The sequence below is a fragment of the Campylobacter sp. LMG 7929 genome (assembly GCF_024723595.1).
Classification (GTDB): domain Bacteria; phylum Campylobacterota; class Campylobacteria; order Campylobacterales; family Campylobacteraceae; genus Campylobacter_D.
On sequence record NZ_JANQCY010000010.1, the window covers coordinates 17,189 to 34,356 of the forward strand.

Here is a 17,168-nt window from a genome sequence, read left to right on the forward strand (position 1 = left end):
TGCTATTATAAATATAGAGTTAGCAATATTTCATGATAAATGTGAAATTTTGTATCTTTATAAAATAATACATTAGAGGTTGAGTGAAAAAATACATTTTTTTAAGCTGTATATGCATAAATGCATTTGCTTTAAATTTAGAAGAAAGCTTAGGTGAGGGTGAGGCTAATATTAGCAAATATCAAAAGTCAAACACTGTTTCTAAGCAAGTATTTTTTCAAAAACCACAAGAATACCAAGCTCAAAGTACAGATCTTAGTTCTTTTGCTAGTAATTCTTTAGGTCAAGTTTTAAATTTAAGCTCTAAGGATAAAACGGAGGCTAATTTAGACTATGATGCTTTAAATGTAAATATAAAAAATATTAATTCAATACTAGATTATGAAAATGCTACTTTACTTTTGGAAAAACAAGCAAGAATAGGGCAATTAGAACAAGCTTATTCTTTAGGACTTATTAATCGTTATGAATTTGATGAGTTTAATTTAGGTTTTAATTATTTTAATGATCAGTATAAAGAAGCTTATGAAAAAAATAGTTTTGGTGTTGAATTTCAATTTAGTCATTATTTTAAAGCATATGCTAATCACTATAATATAAAGGAAAATGATAGTGAAGATAGCACAGAGCTTGGTTTGATGTTTGATTTGCCTTATTTGAATGTTTTAAATGTAAATTCTAATATAAAAGAATTACAAAATCAATATAACATTACTTATTCTCCAATTTCTATTTTAGATTTATCACTTAATTATCAAGATGAAAAAACTAGTGCCAAAGATCAAACAGCAATGTGGGTAAGATTTAGACTAAATTATGAGCAAAGTTTAAGTAAGCAATTTTATAATAGTTTTTACCGTAAAAACAATATAGGTGAATTTAATCGCTATGATTTTGCTACTAGGACTTATTAATTACTCATAAAACGAGCAATATCATTATAAGTTACAAACACCATTAAACTTAAAAGCAAAGCCATACCGAAATAACTAAGATATTCAAAACATACTTTTGGTACCTCTTTTTTAAAAGTTAACTCATAAAGGTTAAAAAGTATATGCCCTCCATCTAGCGCTGGAATGGGAAGTAAATTTAATACTCCAAGATTGATAGAAATTAAAGCAGTGATTAAAAATAAAACCACTATGCTAGTATTTGCTGCTTTGGAAGTTATATCCACCATAGTGATGATTCCACCCATATTTTTAGCGTCTAATTCCCCGCTGATGATTTTAGCAAGACCTTTAAAAATAAGTAAAGAAGCTTCTATGCTTTCTTCATAAGCATATTTTAAACTACTAAATCCTGGATGATAAATAGTAACAAACTCACCCTTAGGTGCTATGCCAATTAGTGGTTTTTGAACTTTTTGATAAAACTCATTATAACCTTGATCAATTTGTGGAGTTAGGGTGATGTTGATGAGTTTACCATCGCGTTCTATACTAAGTAAGGTTGGTTTTATATGCACAAGTTTACCGATTTCTTCAAAGCTTTGAATTTTAACTCCATCTATAGCTAGGATTTTATCTCCAATTTGTAAATTTGCTTTTTGCGCAGCTGAGTTTGGTGTTATATTGCCAATAACAGGTGCAAGTTTTTGAACTCCTAAAAAACCTATGGCTGTATAAAGTAAAAATGCTAGAAAAAAGTTAAAAAATGGTCCTGCGAAAAGTATGTAAATTCTAGCTAGAGGACTTAGAGTGTTATAGCTATTTGGTTCGTAATTTTTTTCGCTAGGATTTAAATCATCTTGTCCTTTGAGTTTAACATAACCACCAAAAGGTAGAGCAGATAAGCGATATTCTGTGTTTTTGTAAGTTTTTTTAAAAACAGCTCTTCCAAAGCCTATACTAAAAATTTCTACATCTACTTTCATATGTTTTGCGGCTAAAAAATGTCCTAACTCGTGAAAAAAAATTAAAAAAGATATAACCAAAAGCGTTATTAAAAAGCTAAAAGAATAAAATTTAAAGCCAATGGCTAAGATGATAAATAAAAATAAATATGATTTCAAATTATACCTTTTTTAAATGTTTTGTATAAGCTAGTATGTATTCAAAAGCTGAATAAAGTGTAAGTACTAAGGCAATAAACAACAATGTATTAGCAAAAGGCCATTGCATGATTAAAAATATAATGGCTATCATTTGAAAGGTTGTTTTTATTTTTCCTGCAAAAGAAGCACTTACGTCAAATTTTTCACTCACCATAACCACTCTAAAACCGGTTATAAAAAATTCTCTTACTAGAATAATATAAATCATCCAAGGATCGGCTTTTTGGGTGAGTAATAATCCTAAAAAAGCAGCCAAAACAAGCATTTTATCTGCTAGTGGATCTATAATAGCTCCAAGTTTTGTAGTTTGATTCCAAGTTCTTGCAATATAACCATCAAAAAAATCAGTCAAGGCAGCTATACCAAAAACAACACAAGCAAAATAATTTACCCAACTAGGATGAATATTTTCAAAATCATTAATAAGTAAAAAAAACAAAAGTGGAGCTAATAATATCCTTATAAATGCTAAGATATTAGGTAAATTCATTGTTTATTAATCCTTGTGTTTAAAGAAAATACCCCAAAATGGGGTAATGAATCATTTAAAAGTTGTACCACCATCTACGATTAAGGTGTGTCCTGTGATCCAATTTGCTTTATCAGAACATAAAAATAAACATGCTCCTGCTAAATCTTGAGGCTGTCCAATGCGGTTTAATGGACTAAGATTAATAGTTGCATTTTTAACTTCTTCATAATTTGTGAATGCTTTAAGCGCGTCAGTGTCAATTGGTCCACCACTTACTACATTTACACGGATGTTTTTAGAACCAAGTTCAGTTGCAGCATATCTTGCCATAGCTTCTACCGCTGCTTTAGCTGTACCGTGTCCTGCATAGTTTTCAATATGTACTAAATTTCCTGTTGAAGAAATAGATAATATACTACCCCCGCCGACTTTTTCCATTCTTTTTGCTGCTTCTTGTGCTCCAACAACAAAAGCATTTACAGTTGCTGTAAAGATATTATTAATACCTTTTGGTTTTAATTTCATAAATTTAGTATATCCACCTACAACAGCACGACCTGAGATAATAGCATTAGAGATGAAAAAATCTATTCTGTCAAAATCTTGATCGATTTTTTCAAATAATTCTTTATAAGTTTCTGGTTCAAGTATGTTAAACTCGTAAGCCTTTGCTTTGATTTTATAGTTATTTTCTAAATCTTTTACAATTTCTTGAGCTAAATCTGCGTTAGAATTATAAGTAAAAGCTACATTGGCTCCTGCTTTTGCAAACTCATATACAATAGCTTTACCAATCCCTCTTGTTCCACCGCTAATTACTAAAGTTTTATTTTGAAAAAAAGTATCCATTAAAATCCTTTGATATTATAGTTTTTCATAATCGCTTCTATTTTTGCTAAATTGCAATCACTAGGTTTACAAAGTGGCAAACGATATTCTAAAGTAGGAGTTAAACCTGCTATATACATTGCTGCTTTAATAGGTATAGGATTGCTTTCGCAAAATAAAATTTTATTGATATTATACAACTCATCATTAATTTTTTTAGCTTCGATGTATTTTTCTTCTAAAGCTAGATGAGTTAATTTTGAAATCATATCAGGAAGTAAATTTGAAGTAACTGAAATCACACCTTTACCACCATTTGAAAGTATAGGATAATTAATCGCATCTTCTCCGCTTAAAAGCATCATTCTAGGCTCATGTGCTAGCAAATCAACGCATTTATCAATGCTCCCGCTAGCTTCTTTTACCCCATAAATATTTTCACAATCTCTAAATAATCTTATAATGGTTTCTGTTTGAAGCTCACAACCTGTTCTTCCTGGCACGTTGTATAAAAGTACAGGTATATCTATACTTTTTGCTATTTCTTTATAATGTAAATACAAACCTTCTTGTGTGGGTTTGTTATAGTATGGAGTAACGCTTAAAATACCATCAGCTCCATGCTCTTGTGCAAATTTAGCCAAACTTACAGCTTCATGGGTAGCATTGCTTCCTGCTCCTGCTAAAACCTTACAAGAACTTCCCTTGCAAGCATCTAATGCTATTTCTATACAAATTCTATGTTCTTCATGGGTTAAGGTGGCACTTTCTCCGGTTGTTCCAACAGGCACTACTGCATCAATCCCATTTGCTATTTGTCTTTTGATGAGTTTGTGGTAAGTTTGTTCATCTAATTTTCCATTTTTAAATGGAGTTATTAAAGCTGTCATTGCTCCTATAATGATTTTATTGTCCATTTTCACCCCTTTTTAAGATTATTGTAGTAGATTTGTTTTCATTGAAATATTTTCTAGCACAATGAATTAAATCATCTTTGCTTAGATTTTCTATATTTTTTTCATAATCAAGTAAAGGTTTTAAATCACCTTTGGCAAGATAAGAGCCATAAATATTTGCAACGCTACTTGCATTGCTTAGTGAAAAAATAAAATCACTTTTTACAGTATTTTTGATTTTTTCCATGATAGTATCATCAAATTTAGCATTTTTTACATCTTCAAGAATTTTTAAAAGCTCTTTTTCAACATCTTCTGCTTTTATACCTTCATTGCAAACACAAATAAATATAAATAAATTCTCATCTATATTTTCGCTTGCATAAGCATAAAATTCATTGATAAGTTCTAATTTATCAATTAAAATTTCGCTTATTAAAGAACTTTTTCCATTTCCCAAAAGTTCGCTTAATGCACAAAGTTTTGGCATATCCTCATGATTAAATGCAGGAATTTTATACGCAAGTGCTAGTAATTGTGTATCGCTTTCTTTATGCAAGATCACACGTTTAGCACCATCTTGCTCAGGTTCTTTTTCATGAACTATAGGGATTTCTTTGGTATTTTTTATATCTTGAAAATGCTTTTTAGCTAAAGTAAATACTTCATCTTCGTTAATATCGCCACTTACAAGCAAAATAGCATTTTTAGGTTGATAAAAAGTTTGATGAAAATCTTGTATATCTTCTATTTTCCAATTTTGTATATCTTTAAAAAAGCCTATCGGGGTCCAGTGATATGGATGGTGTAAAAAGGCATGATTGTATAATCTAAAATACAAATATCCCAAAGGATTATTATCAGTTCTCCAACGCCTTTCTTCTAAAACTACATTTCTTTCAGGTTGAAACTCATCATCTTTTAAATTTAAATTACGCATTAATTCAGCAAAAAGCCATAAAGACTTATCTAAATTTTCACTAGAGCATTTTATAAAATAATGCGTATAGTCAAAGCCCGTGCTTGCATTATCCACTCCGCCAAAACCCTTGACTATTTCATCAAATTCACCTGCTTTTAAATTTTTTGTACTTTTAAAATTTAAATGTTCAAGCATATGGGCTATACCACTTTTTCCCATTTTTTCATTTCTTGAGCCAACTTTATAAAAAATATCTACACTTATAACCCCGCTTTTTTTATTTACAGGTAAAGTATAGACTTCAAGTTCATTTTCGAGGGTGATTTTTTTATAATTAATCATTTAAAATTAACTCCTATAGCTTGACTAATATGATTAAAACCATCTTGTTTTAAAAGCTCAATTAAACCTTGATTGATATTTTTAACAATGCTTGGTCCTTTAAAAATCATAGCTGTATAAATTTGAACCAAACTAGCCCCGTTTTTAATGCGTTCATAAGCAAGTTCAGCACTATCTATACCACCGCTTGCTATTAAAATAGTATCTTGATAAATTTCTTTAGCTACTTCTTTAAAAAATGTCGCACTTTTTTGGGTGATTAATCTACCACTAATTCCGCCAAAAGTTCTTACATTGTCAATCAAAGAATAATCTATACTAGTATTTGCCATGATAATGCCATCAGCTTTTGCACTAATAGCGCTTTTACAAAGTGAAATTGCGCTGTCTATATTCATATCTGGAGCAATTTTTAAAATCACAGGTTTATTTGTGATTTCTTTTGCTTGGTTAAATAAAGTACTTACAAATTCCTCGCTTTGTAAATCTCTTAAATTCTTGGTATTTGGAGAGGATATATTAATTACAAATAAATCACATAAATCTTTAAATTCTTTTAATAAAATAATATAATCATTAATAGCTTCTTCATTTGGAGTGATTTTGTTTTTACCTATATTTGCCACTAAAGGTATGCTAAAAGGATAGACTTTTTTTACTTCTTTTGCAATGGCGTCTTTACCTTTATTATTAAAACCCATAGCATTTTGAATACTTTCTTGTTCAACAAGTCTAAAAAGTCTAGGTTTTTCATTACCATTTTGAGGTTTTGGAGTAAAAGTTCCATACTCTAAAAAACCAAAACCTAAAGCACTTAGCGGTCTTATCATGGTTGCATTTTTATCAAAACCACCTGCTAAGCCCACAGGATTATAAAAATTCAGATTAAAAATTTCTTGATTTAAAATTTCATCATTTATTACACAGTCTTTTGCAAAAAAACTAAGCCCCCCAGGAAATATACAATCTAGCGTCCGCATACTAAATTCAGCCAGAGCATGAGCATTTTCTGGATCTAATTTATATATTAAAGGTTTTAAGCTTTCATAAGTCATATTTTTCCTTTATTTGCAAAATAGCATATTGTACTAAAAAAATGATAATTTTTAGTTTTCATTTTCTTTGACTTTATCAGTTTTTTGTGCTTTTTGTTTTAATTTTTGATAAATTTCACAATGTTGCATTAAATAAGCATCATTTCCTATAGAAGCTATTTTTCCTTTATCAAGCACAGCGATTTTATCGGCATTTTCTATGGTGCTAAGTCTATGAGCGATGATGAGTATCAAACGATCTTTTTTTAAGCTTTCTATAGTTCTTACTATGGCTTTTTCGCTTTCATTATCAAGTGCTGAGGTTGCTTCATCAAAAATTAAAATTTGAGGATTTTTATATAAAGCCCTTGCTATAGCAATGCGTTGTTTTTGTCCACCTGAGAGATTTTTTCCATGTTCTTTTAATTCAGTATGTATACCACCAAGTTCTTGAACAAAATCATAAGCATTAGCTTGTTTTAAAACCTCTACTACACGTGCTTCATTATATTCTTTAGCATAAGCTATATTTTGAGCTATAGTGTCATTAAATATATAAATATTTTGAGTTACCAAAGAGATATTTTCTCTTAAATTAACAATATCAAAAGAACTAATATCTTTTTGATTGATTAAAATTTCACCGCTATCTTTTTCAAAAAAATACATCAAAAGATTGATAATAGAAGATTTTCCTCCACCGCTTGATCCAACTAAGGCTAGAATTTCTCCTTTGTTAAAAGAAAAATTTACATCTTTTAATACCATTTTATCTTTTTGATAGCTTAAAGAGACATTTTTAAAATGGATATTTTGGATATTTTCTGTAAGTTTTTCTTCACCACCTTTAATTTGTGGTTCTAAATCAGTTAGATAAAAAGTTCTCTCACTAGCTGCCACAGCATTTTGTAATCTTGTATAAAGTGAAGAAAGTCTTTTAATAGGAGTATAAGCCATAAATAAAGCTGTAGTAAAACTAAAAAAAGAACCTATGCTTAAACTTCCATCGATTACTTCTTTACCACCTATTATAATTACTATTGCAAAGCCAATTGAACCCATAGATTCCATTAAAGGGCTACTCAAAGCTTCGATTCTAATGCCTTTTAAAGAAAGTTTGCAAACTTCGCTATTTGTTTGGCTGAATTTTTGCATTTCATTTTTACCTGCATTAGAAGCTTTAATAAGTTCTATATTAGAAAAGATTTCACTTAATCTTGAAGTAAGATCAGAATTTTTTTCTTGGGTATTGCGTCCTATTTTTTTGATTTTTTTAGCAAAAATAACAAGAGGGTAAATTGCTAAAGGTAAAATTACTAAAGCAAAAAAAGCAAGTTTTGGACTTTGATAAATCACCACACTTAAAAGTCCAATCGCGGTTAAACTTTCTCTTAAAATTTCAGGTATGATAGTAGAAACTATATTTTGCAAAGCTCCAATATCAGAAGTACACCTGCTGATTAATTCCCCACTTCTGTATTTATAAAAAAAGCTCATATCTAAGCGCAAAAGATTGTCAAGAACTAATTCTCTTAATCTTCTTAAAATATCTGTTCCAACATAAGATATATAATAAACTTGCATATAAGCACCAAGATTTTTTAAAGCATAAATTAAAATCACCAATAAAGGCATATAATAAAGCAATTGAGCATTTTTTTCTATAAAAATTTTATTTAAAATAGGCTCTATGATGTATGCACTAGCAGCTGTTCCACCACTAGTTAAAAGCATACCAATAATAGCTAAAACAAAATAAAACCAATAATCTTTATAATAAGGCTTAAAGCGAGTAAAAACCTCTTTAAGCTTCATTTCTTTGTAATTTTTATCCATTTTTCTCCCATATTACACCATTTGGTGTATCCATTAAAAGAATATTCTCTTTAGCTAAATCATCACGAATTTGATCTGCTAAGGCATAGTTTTTTTCTTGTTTTGCTTTGTTGCGTAGAGCAATTTTTTCTTCTATTTCTTGACATTTTTCTTCACTAATACCAAATTGAAAATATTTTATGGTATCTATGAAGCCTATACCAAAAATAAAAGCAAGTTCTTTTAAGGTTTTTTCTACTTGTATTTTATAAGTTTTATCTTTTGGGTTTTGATCTAAGTAAATATTACTTTCATTGATAAACTCATCAAGTAAAGCTAAGGCTTTAGAGGCATTTAAATCATCATTTAAAACTTCTAAGATATTTTTAGCTACTTCACTTTCTATGGTAGTTCTTTCATCTATAAAAGCATTTAAATTTAAGCGTTTTTTTAAGCGATAAAATTTATCAAGTCTTTTTTTAGCAGCTTGTAAGTCTTCTAAAGCATAGTTAAAATGCGCTCTATAATGCACGCTTAAAAGATAAAATCTCAAAACCTCTCCACTAAAAAGTTTTAAAGAATCTTTTAGAAAAAAGCTATTTCCTAAGCTTTTACTCATTTTTTCACCATTAATTTGTACAAAGCCATTGTGTAGCCAAAAATTAGCTAATTCATGATTGTTTTTACAACGACACTGGCAAGCTTCATTTTCATGATGAGGAAAAAGTAAGTCTATACCCCCTGCATGAATATCAAGTTTATCTTTAAAAATACTTTCTATCATCACAACGCATTCTGTGTGCCAACCTGGTCTTCCTTTGCCAAAACTTGCAGGATAAAATTTTTCATCAAATTTCCATAAAACAAAATCGCTATCATTTTTTTTAGCCACGCTTTCTTCTAGGCGTGATTGATTATCTTCTAAATTTCTTTTAGAGATATAAAAGTATTTATCATCTTTACTAGTATCAAAATAAATCCCATCTTCAAGTTTATAAGCTAGGTTTAATTCTAAAAGTTTTTCTATATAAGTAATCATTTGCTCAATATAAGCTGTAGCCTTTGGTTTAAAATCAGGTTCTAAGATATTAAGTGCTTGCATATCCTCTTCATATCTTTTAATATAAAAATTTGTAATTTCTTCTAAACTTTTACCACTTTCTTGCATTTTTTTTAAGATTTTATCATCAATATCAGTGTAATTTCTAGCAAAAACTACTTCATAATCATTTGCTAGTAAAACTCTTCTTAAAAAATCAAAACACACACTACTTCTTGCATGTCCTAAATGCGCATCATCATATACAGTAGGCCCACATAAATAAATATTTGCTTTTTTTGCCTCATGTGGGATAAATTCGCATTTTTTCTTTAAAACACTATCAAAAAAAACCATTAAAACAAACCTTTAAAAAAACGATAAATTCCAATTAAAAATTGTATTAAAATATCTTTAATTTCAAATAAGCCTAGAGCAAATAAACTTAAAAATACTATGCTAATAAGCCAAAATTTAACCCTAAAAATACCCCAAAGATTTTTAAAGCCAAATTCTTTTATATTAGCATATAATAAATAAAAAGCACTAATAGATGAAGCTAGTGCAATACCTAAGCTCTTATAAGCTTCTTCTTTGATGAGTAAAATAATCACTATGCTAAAAAATGCTGATATAAAAAGTGTTTTAAAGGCTATTATAGCGGCTATTTTTTGTTTAAATTTAGCATAAAGCCATAAAGAAAAAAGTTTTTGTAAGCCAAAAGGCAAAAGCCCCAAAAGATAAGCTTGTAATAAAAATGCAGTGATTTTTGTATCTTCTTGATTAAAATTTCCTCTTTGAAACAAAAATTCCACAATTTCTTTAGCTAAAATAATCCCAACTATACTAGCTAAAATCAAAAGCACACTTAAATACTCAAAAGCTTTTTGCATAAAAGCCAAGGCTTTTTGTTCTTCATTTGCTTTTAAATGCCTTAGTATTTTTGGAAAACTTACTTGACTTAGAGCGATTGCAAAAAGAGCTAAAGGAAGCTGAAAAACCCTATTAGAATAATACAAATACGAAATGCTTCCAGTCATTAAAAAACTAGCTATAGTAGTATCTAATAATGAACTAATTTGATTTGCCGAAGAGCCTAAAAGTCCATGAGTAAATGTAGAGTGGAATTTATCTAAACTAGTCTTTGTTTTTTTAAGTTTTATACTTAAATACATACTTTTTAAAATTCTAGTGTTTTTTAAAGCAAAAATATGCCATATAAGTTGAGCTAGACCACTTAAAACAGTCGCATATGAAAAATAATACAAAGCTTCTAAAGGTTTATCTTGAGTGACAAAAAATCCAGCAATCACAACAAAAAGATTAAAAAATGAAGCAGAAAAAGAAGTGATGAAAAAATTTTGTTTATAATTTAACAAAGAGCCTAAAAAAGTTACTAAAAAAATAAAAAACAAATACCAAAAATTAATAGAAACTAAAGGTGCGGCTAGAATGATCGTTTCTTTGTTAAAACCAAAGGCAAAAATCTTTGTAAAAAATTCAGCAAAAAAACTCACTAAAACACAGGTTAAAAAAACAATAATACTAAATTGTAATAAGACATTTATACAAAAAGCACCTTTTTTACTTGCTTTTAAAAAACTTGGTAAAAAGGCTTGTCCAAAGGCTCCTTCAGCGAAAATTCTTCTAAAAAAAGCAGGCATTTTTAAAGCTACAAAGAAAATATCACTATAAATTCCAGCCCCTAAGTACAAGGCTAAAACAATATCTCTTAAAACACCCATAATCCTAGAAAATAAAATTCCTAAGGCATTGATGATAAAATTTTTAAAAATAATATTTTTTCTCATTAATTTTCATTCTTCAAATATTAGTTTGAGTATTATAAAATTTTTTAGTAGCAATAATTTTAACTAAATTTTGATTTTATTTTTGCTAAAATCAAAATTTTATACACAATAAGGAAGCTTAAGCTATGGAAGAGAAGAAAATTTTATATACTAAAGACCCTTATAAAGAGCTTTTGATATTTGCTTCTGAAAATAAATGCGAAGTTGATGAACTTGATTTTAGATTATTAAGTTTTAGTACTTCTTATACTTATGATAATCAAGAATGGATAAAAGTTAATGAAAAAGAATTAAAAATTTTTGAAGAAGATGAAAAATTTTTAATTCATGATTTAAGTATAGAGCAAGAGTATAAAATAGAAATTTATTTTAAAAAATTTGCACACTCACCAGCTTTTGAGATTAGTTTATATACCAACGAAATTTGTACTTTATTAAAAGCTAGTGTTAAAGCCAGTGAAATTATTGCTTTTCATGATAAATTGGCACTAGAACTTTTAGAAGCTATTTACAAAGCGATGATAAAAGAAAAATATTTGCTCGGATTTAGAATTTTTGATTTCAAAAAGCAAATTATTGATTTTAATACCAAAGTCAAAGAAAAGCAAAAATTTGATTTTGAAGTTGAATTTGAAGTATGCAAGGGAGTTAATCCTCAAGAGCCTACAAATGAAGAAATTCAATATCACTACCTAGAAAATCTAAAAAAGCACAATGATGTGATGAATAGAAACTATGTAGCACCCATAGGAAAAGATGAGGTGGCTATTGAGAGGATTAAACCAAAAGAGGGTAGCGATGGCAAGGATTTAAGATTTAAAATTTTAAAAGCACTTCCGCCAAAAACAAATAAAGAAAAAGTTGTTTGTTCGGATAATTTTGAAGTTAAAGAAGATGATGAAAGCATAAAATATATTGCCAAAAAAGATGGCTTTATTATCCAAAAAAAATCTATTTATGAGATAGAAAATTATTTAGAATTTAATAAGGTTGATTTTAAAAGTACGGGTTCTATTTGGGCGGGTTTTGATAAACAAGTTATCATTGTGATTAAAAATACAAATAGTTTAGAAGATGCAATAGGTCCTAGGATTACTGTTGAGGCTCAAGAATTAGAAGTTACTGGTAATATGGCTCAAGATTCTGTTTTAAGAGGTAAAAAAGTAATTCTTAAAGGTAATATGCATCATAAAAGCACTATTATAGGGCAAAAGGTTGAGGTTAATATCTTAAGAGGATATTGTGAGGCCGAGGAAGTTTTTGCTGAAACTTTAGAAAATGGTTCTATCAAGGCTAAAAAAGTAAATATTAAAAAGGCTGTGGGTGGAGAGATTATTGCGGATGAAATTTACATACAAGAGCTTGGTGGTAATTGTTTGTGTATTGCAAAAAGCTTGATTCATGTTGAAAAAGTTCAAGGAAGTGGCAATAAACTTGCAATTCAAGATCTCAAAGCTTTTGATAAAGAAAAAAGTGGAGAAGAGATACTTTTGCATATTGAAGAGTTAAAAAAAGAACAAGAAAATTTAGTCAAAGAAATTGAAGAAACCAAGCATACTATCCATGTGAGTAAAGATTCTGTGAGAATTTTACAGCAAAAGGCAAAAGAATTAATGAGTGCAAAAAGAGCTGTGCCACAGGCTTATAAGATTACTATTAAAGATTTTAATCAAAAGATTGAAAATTTAAATATTTTAGCTAATAAAATAGAAACCTTAAAAGAAGAAGAAAAAGCAAATATAGAAAAACTTAAAAAAATTCAAGATGAACTTTTAAAATCAAAAATTATTAATAAAAGTGGAAAATGGATGGATTTAAACGAGGTTAAATTTGTTTTATTAAATCCTAGGAAAGAATTAAGCTATCATCCTCATAGTGAAGAAAAAATTCAATGTTTTGAGCTTGAAAAAATAGATACTGAAAATGGGATGAGTGTTTATGAAATTCGCTCTATTAGTAATTACAAGGAATAAGCTAAATGATAGTGGCAATTGAAGGAATAGTGAGTAAAAAAGAACCTACTTTTGTTGTTTTAAAAACTTCAAGTGGGGTAAGTTATGGTGTTTATGTGTCGCTTTTTTGCTCAAGTAATTTTGAAAAAGATCAAAAGGTTGAGTTTTTAATCACGCAAATTATCAAAGAAGACTCTCATAAATTATATGGATTTTTAGATATTAATGAGCAAAGAATGTTTGAATTATTAATTAAAATTAGTGGTATAGGAGCAACTACTGCTATGGCGCTTTGCTCAAGCTTAGATACTAATACTTTTTATGCAGCTTTGCAAAGTGGTGATGAGAGTGTATTTAAAAAGGTTCCTGGTATTGGTCCAAAGAGTGCAAAAAGAATTATAGCTGAGTTAAGTGATGCAAAAATCAATATAGAAAATTCCAATCAAGACCAAGCGCAAGCTTTGGCAGCTTTACTTTCACTTGGTTTTAAACAAGAAAATATTTTAAAGGTTTTAAGAACTTGTGAGAGTAAAAATACTAGTGAGCTTATTAAAGAGGCTTTGAAAAAATTAGCATAATAAAAGGAAAAATATAATGATATATGGTGTAATTTTTGGTGCAAATTCTTATGAGCATGAAATTAGCATTGTGAGTGCTGTGGTATTAAAAAAAGTACTCAAAGCGCAAAAAAAATTTATATTTTGTGATAAAAATAAAGAATTTTTTCTTATAGATGAAGAAAAAATGAATGCAAAAACTTTTAGTAGTGGTGCTTATAAAAAAGAAAAAGTCTTGGTGCTAAAGCAGGGTGGGTTTTTTATAAAAACTATGTTAGGCGAGAAAAAACTTGACATTGATGTAGCGGTAAATATCGTACATGGAAAAGATGGCGAAGATGGCAAAATAGCTGCTTTGCTTGATTTTTATGGTATAAAATACATAGGACCGCGCATAGAAGCTAGTGTTTTATCTTTTAATAAGGTTTTAACTAAACTTTATGCACAAAGTGTAGGGGTAAAAACACTTGATTATAAAGTTTTAAATTTGCATAAAGAGCAAAATGTTTCTTTAGACTTTCCTTGTATTTTAAAGCCTGCAAGATTAGGTAGTAGCATAGGTATAAGTATAGTTAAAGATGAAAGCGAGCTTAAATATGCTAAAGATGTTGCTTTTGAATTTGATGAGGATGTTGTGGTTGAAAAATTTGTAAGCAATATTAAAGAATATAACTTAGCAGGTTGTATGATAGGTGAAAAAATGGAATTTTCTATCATTGAAGAGCCTAGAAAAAATGAAATTTTAGATTTTGAACAAAAATATTTAGGTTTTTCAGAAAGTTCTAAAGTTAGTGAAGCAAGTATTAGTGAAGAATTAAAGCAAAAACTAAGAGATAATTTTACGAGAATTTATAATCCTTTATTTAAAGGAGCTTTGATTCGCTGTGATTTTTTTGTGATAGGTGATGAGGTTTATTTAAATGAGATCAATCCAAATCCAGGATCATTGGCAAATTATTTATTTGAAGATTTTACTAACATAGTTGATAATTTAGCAAAAAATATAGAGCTAGAAAAGCAAATTAAGATCGATTATGCTTTTATTCACAGCATTAATGGACAAAAAGGTAAGTTATAATCATGGCTACTTTTAGCAAAGATGAAATTTATACTGCAACTGAAGTAGTAAGAAATTTCAGTACTATGCTTGAAAAAACAAAAAAGAGCGAAAACAGTAGAGTGGTGATAGTAAAAAATAATAAATTTGAAGCCGTGCTTTTAAGTTTTGAAGAATATGAGCGTTTAAATGAAGCTGTAATGCTTTTAGAAAAGATTTATAAAGATAAAAAAGGCTAGAAATGGCAAAAACTAGAGTATATTCTAATGGATATTTTTATAATTTAAGTTATGAAATCATCAATCCAAAATGTGAAAAAACAATTCTTATTTTACACGGTTGGGGTGCTAATAAAGAGCTTATGAAACAAGCTTTTGAAAAGCCTTTGAATGATTTTAAACAAATTTATTTAGATTTGCCTGGTTTTGGAAATTCAAGCATAGATGCACCTATGGATTCTTATGCTTATGCTAAGGTTGTAGAAGACTTTTTAATTACAATTGAGCAAAAGGCAGATTATTTAATGGGGCATTCTTTTGGTGGAAAAGTTGCGACTATTATGTGTCATAATGCTAATTTTCAGGGTTTGATTTTACTTTCTAGTGCAGGTGTGGTTTTGCCAAAAAGCTTTAAAGTGAGGTTTAAAATAGCCTTGTTTAAAATTTTAAAAAATCTTCCTTATGGGGATTTTTGGAGGAAATTTTTTATTAGCAAAGACGCTCAAGGTATGAGTGAAGTGATGTATGAAACCTTTAAGAAAGTTGTTAATGAAAATTTAGAAAATGAATTTCAAAAGCTTAAAAACCCTATTTTGATTTTTTGGGGTAATGAAGATAAAGCTACGCCTTTAAAAAGTGGAGCGATTATCCACTCTTTGGCACAAAAAGGAAATTTTTTTGCATTAGATGGGGATCATTTTTTCTTTTTAAAACATGCTGATTTTATAAGTGAAAAAATACATGAGGAATTTTTAAAAAATGATTAGTATGATAGCTTTTTTAAGTTTGAATTTTTTACTTGGATTTTACCTGATTTTAGCTTTGCAATGGTACTCTTATAAATTCTCACGCATAATTTTACATTTTGCTAAGCCTTTGTGGCATTTATATTTTTTAATAATTCCTTATTTTGCTTTTGTGTTTTCTTTGTATAGTGGAAATTTTTATTTATATTTTATAGTTTTTGCTTTATCTTTGTTATATGGTGGATACTTATATAAAAATTTAGATAAAAAGCTAGTTTTTACTGCTAGAATTAAGCGTTATTTTTTATTTTTGTCGCTTTTTACTTTAGTATTTATGCCATTTTTTTGGATAGGTTTAGAAGCTTTAGTAGCTGCATTTTTATTAAGCTTTTTAGTAGAAAAAATAAACCAAAATACATTTATAAAAAAGGCAAATAAAAAGATTTGTGATAATTCAAATTTAAAAATTATTCTAATTACTGCAAGTTTTGGAAAAACAAGTATAAAAAATTTTTTATACGAACTTTTAAAAGATGAGTTTAAGTGCTATAAAACTCCAAGAAGTGTTAATACTTTCATGGGTATAGTAAAAGATATCAATGAAAATTTAGAAAATAATACTGAAATTTATATCGTAGAAGCTGGCGCAAGAGAGCAAAATGATATTTTAGAAATTACAGAGTTTTTAAATCCTCAAATTTGTATAGTAGGTGAGATTGGTTTGGCGCATTTAGAGTATTTTAAAACTCAAGATAATATCCGCAGTGCTAAGTTGCAAGCTTTAAAATCCAAGCGTTTAGAAAAATACTTTTTACACTCAAGCACCTTATATAAAAATGAATTTTATGATGATTGTTTAAGTGATGTTAGGGCAAGTTTAGAAGGTTTAGATTTTAAAATAAGATTAGATAATAATATTTATGATTTTCATGCAAATTTACTAGGCGCTTTTAATGCTTATAATATTAGTGTGTGTATTTTACTTGCTCATTATTTAGGAATAAAAATAGAAAATATTATAAAAAGTGTATTAAATTTAAAAGCAGTAGAACATCGTTTGCAAGTGATTTCTAAAGAGCCTAAATTTATCATAGATGATGGTTTTAATGGAAATTTTAAAGGTATGAGTCAAAGCTATGAGCTTTGTAAAAGCTATCAAGGAAGAAAAGTTTTGGTAACTCCTGGTATAGTTGAAGTTAATGAAGAAGAAAATATAAAATTATGCAAGATAATCAATGAATGTTTTGATTTTGTAATTATTACTTCAGAGGCTAATAGCGCAATTTTGCAAAAACATATTACATTAGATTTTTATGTATTAAAAGAAAAATCTCAACTTGTGCAAGCTTTATCAAAATTAACCCAAAATGGAGATTTGATTTTATTTTCTAATGATGCACCAAGTTTTATGTAAAACCAT

Annotated in this window: 16 protein-coding genes; 7 read left to right on the top strand and 9 right to left on the bottom strand. The window is 28.5% G+C overall.

Features of this window, described 5'->3' with window-relative positions; genetic code table 11:
• Positions 1-83: 83 nt before the first annotated feature.
• Positions 84-914, top strand: coding sequence for a hypothetical protein (locus CAMP5118_RS05885; RefSeq protein WP_337216844.1), 831 nt, complete (start codon positions 84-86; stop codon positions 912-914).
• Here CAMP5118_RS05885 and rseP read toward each other — a convergent pair.
• Genes rseP through murJ form a run of 9 tightly spaced genes read right to left on the bottom strand, consistent with a single transcriptional unit; the run spans position 911 to position 11,218 of the window.
• Complete coding sequence (rseP, locus tag CAMP5118_RS05890; RefSeq protein ID WP_337216845.1) at positions 911-2,017, bottom strand: RIP metalloprotease RseP; 1,107 nt, start codon at positions 2,015-2,017, stop codon at positions 911-913. The genes CAMP5118_RS05885 and rseP overlap by 4 nt on opposite strands.
• A 1-nt stretch (position 2,018) precedes the next feature.
• Positions 2,019-2,549, bottom strand: coding sequence for a CDP-diacylglycerol--glycerol-3-phosphate 3-phosphatidyltransferase (pgsA, locus tag CAMP5118_RS05895; protein ID WP_257928099.1), 531 nt, complete (start codon positions 2,547-2,549; stop codon positions 2,019-2,021).
• A gap of 51 nt (positions 2,550-2,600) precedes the next feature.
• The gene (locus CAMP5118_RS05900; protein ID WP_087689753.1) at positions 2,601-3,380 is read right to left on the bottom strand and encodes an enoyl-ACP reductase; all 780 of its coding nucleotides are present in this window, start codon (positions 3,378-3,380) and stop codon (positions 2,601-2,603) included.
• On the bottom strand, positions 3,380-4,276 hold the full coding sequence (gene dapA / locus CAMP5118_RS05905; RefSeq protein ID WP_039666865.1) for a 4-hydroxy-tetrahydrodipicolinate synthase: 897 nt from the start codon (positions 4,274-4,276) through the stop codon (positions 3,380-3,382). The genes CAMP5118_RS05900 and dapA overlap by 1 nt, the downstream gene beginning before the upstream one ends.
• Entirely contained in the window at positions 4,266-5,519 is a 1,254-nt protein-coding gene (locus CAMP5118_RS05910) for a M16 family metallopeptidase (protein ID WP_263678986.1), read from the bottom strand. The genes dapA and CAMP5118_RS05910 overlap by 11 nt, the downstream gene beginning before the upstream one ends.
• Positions 5,516-6,574 carry a quinone-dependent dihydroorotate dehydrogenase gene (locus CAMP5118_RS05915; protein WP_263678987.1) on the bottom strand — a complete coding sequence of 353 codons (1,059 nt, stop codon included), beginning with the start codon at positions 6,572-6,574 and terminating at the stop codon, positions 5,516-5,518. Before CAMP5118_RS05915 ends, CAMP5118_RS05910 begins: the two co-directional genes overlap by 4 nt.
• A gap of 51 nt (positions 6,575-6,625) precedes the next feature.
• Complete coding sequence (locus CAMP5118_RS05920) at positions 6,626-8,389, bottom strand: ABC transporter ATP-binding protein (protein ID WP_337216846.1); 1,764 nt, start codon at positions 8,387-8,389, stop codon at positions 6,626-6,628.
• On the bottom strand, positions 8,382-9,764 hold the full coding sequence (gene cysS, locus CAMP5118_RS05925) for a cysteine--tRNA ligase (protein ID WP_337216847.1): 1,383 nt from the start codon (positions 9,762-9,764) through the stop codon (positions 8,382-8,384). Before cysS ends, CAMP5118_RS05920 begins: the two co-directional genes overlap by 8 nt.
• Positions 9,764-11,218: a murein biosynthesis integral membrane protein MurJ gene (gene murJ / locus CAMP5118_RS05930; RefSeq protein ID WP_337216848.1), complete on the bottom strand. Its 1,455-nt coding sequence runs from the start codon at positions 11,216-11,218 to the stop codon at positions 9,764-9,766. The genes cysS and murJ overlap by 1 nt, the downstream gene beginning before the upstream one ends.
• Before the next feature lie 125 nt (positions 11,219-11,343).
• Here murJ and CAMP5118_RS05935 point away from each other — a divergent pair, with 125 nt between their 5' ends.
• From CAMP5118_RS05935 to CAMP5118_RS05960, 6 genes are read left to right on the top strand one after another with little or no spacing between them, the layout of a single operon-like run.
• A complete protein-coding gene (locus CAMP5118_RS05935) occupies positions 11,344-13,191 on the top strand; it encodes a flagellar assembly protein A (protein WP_337216849.1) in 1,848 nt (615 codons plus the stop codon).
• Between the two features lie 5 nt (positions 13,192-13,196).
• Complete coding sequence (gene ruvA, locus CAMP5118_RS05940; protein ID WP_263678993.1) at positions 13,197-13,748, top strand: Holliday junction branch migration protein RuvA; 552 nt, start codon at positions 13,197-13,199, stop codon at positions 13,746-13,748.
• 16 nt (positions 13,749-13,764) lie between these two features.
• Positions 13,765-14,805 (top strand): D-alanine--D-alanine ligase, encoded by a 1,041-nt coding sequence (locus tag CAMP5118_RS05945; RefSeq protein WP_263664102.1) that lies wholly within the window; start codon positions 13,765-13,767, stop codon positions 14,803-14,805.
• Positions 14,806-14,807: 2 nt separating this feature from the next.
• Positions 14,808-15,023, top strand: a complete 216-nt coding sequence (locus CAMP5118_RS05950) for a type II toxin-antitoxin system Phd/YefM family antitoxin (RefSeq protein WP_039618043.1) — start codon at positions 14,808-14,810, stop codon at positions 15,021-15,023.
• A gap of 2 nt (positions 15,024-15,025) precedes the next feature.
• Complete coding sequence (locus CAMP5118_RS05955; protein ID WP_263707171.1) at positions 15,026-15,769, top strand: alpha/beta fold hydrolase; 744 nt, start codon at positions 15,026-15,028, stop codon at positions 15,767-15,769.
• Positions 15,762-17,162: a Mur ligase family protein gene (locus CAMP5118_RS05960; RefSeq protein WP_337216850.1), complete on the top strand. Its 1,401-nt coding sequence runs from the start codon at positions 15,762-15,764 to the stop codon at positions 17,160-17,162. Before CAMP5118_RS05955 ends, CAMP5118_RS05960 begins: the two co-directional genes overlap by 8 nt.
• Positions 17,163-17,168 lie beyond the last annotated feature (6 nt).

What these genes read in the sequence shown, in the direction of transcription:
- pgsA (WP_257928099.1), bottom strand. Translation starts at nt 2,549, where the DNA reads ATGAATTTACCTAATATCTTAGCATTTATAAGGATATTATTAGCTCCA.
- CAMP5118_RS05900 (WP_087689753.1), bottom strand. Translation starts at nt 3,380, where the DNA reads ATGGATACTTTTTTTCAAAATAAAACTTTAGTAATTAGCGGTGGAACA.
- dapA (WP_039666865.1), bottom strand. Translation starts at nt 4,276, where the DNA reads ATGGACAATAAAATCATTATAGGAGCAATGACAGCTTTAATAACTCCA.
- CAMP5118_RS05910 (WP_263678986.1), bottom strand. Translation starts at nt 5,519, where the DNA reads ATGATTAATTATAAAAAAATCACCCTCGAAAATGAACTTGAAGTCTAT.
- CAMP5118_RS05915 (WP_263678987.1), bottom strand. Translation starts at nt 6,574, where the DNA reads ATGACTTATGAAAGCTTAAAACCTTTAATATATAAATTAGATCCAGAA.
- CAMP5118_RS05920 (WP_337216846.1), bottom strand. Translation starts at nt 8,389, where the DNA reads ATGGATAAAAATTACAAAGAAATGAAGCTTAAAGAGGTTTTTACTCGC.
- cysS (WP_337216847.1), bottom strand. Translation starts at nt 9,764, where the DNA reads ATGGTTTTTTTTGATAGTGTTTTAAAGAAAAAATGCGAATTTATCCCA.
- murJ (WP_337216848.1), bottom strand. Translation starts at nt 11,218, where the DNA reads ATGAGAAAAAATATTATTTTTAAAAATTTTATCATCAATGCCTTAGGA.
- CAMP5118_RS05935 (WP_337216849.1), top strand. Translation starts at nt 11,344, where the DNA reads ATGGAAGAGAAGAAAATTTTATATACTAAAGACCCTTATAAAGAGCTT.
- ruvA (WP_263678993.1), top strand. Translation starts at nt 13,197, where the DNA reads ATGATAGTGGCAATTGAAGGAATAGTGAGTAAAAAAGAACCTACTTTT.
- CAMP5118_RS05945 (WP_263664102.1), top strand. Translation starts at nt 13,765, where the DNA reads ATGATATATGGTGTAATTTTTGGTGCAAATTCTTATGAGCATGAAATT.
- CAMP5118_RS05950 (WP_039618043.1), top strand. Translation starts at nt 14,808, where the DNA reads ATGGCTACTTTTAGCAAAGATGAAATTTATACTGCAACTGAAGTAGTA.
- CAMP5118_RS05955 (WP_263707171.1), top strand. Translation starts at nt 15,026, where the DNA reads ATGGCAAAAACTAGAGTATATTCTAATGGATATTTTTATAATTTAAGT.
- CAMP5118_RS05960 (WP_337216850.1), top strand. Translation starts at nt 15,762, where the DNA reads ATGATTAGTATGATAGCTTTTTTAAGTTTGAATTTTTTACTTGGATTT.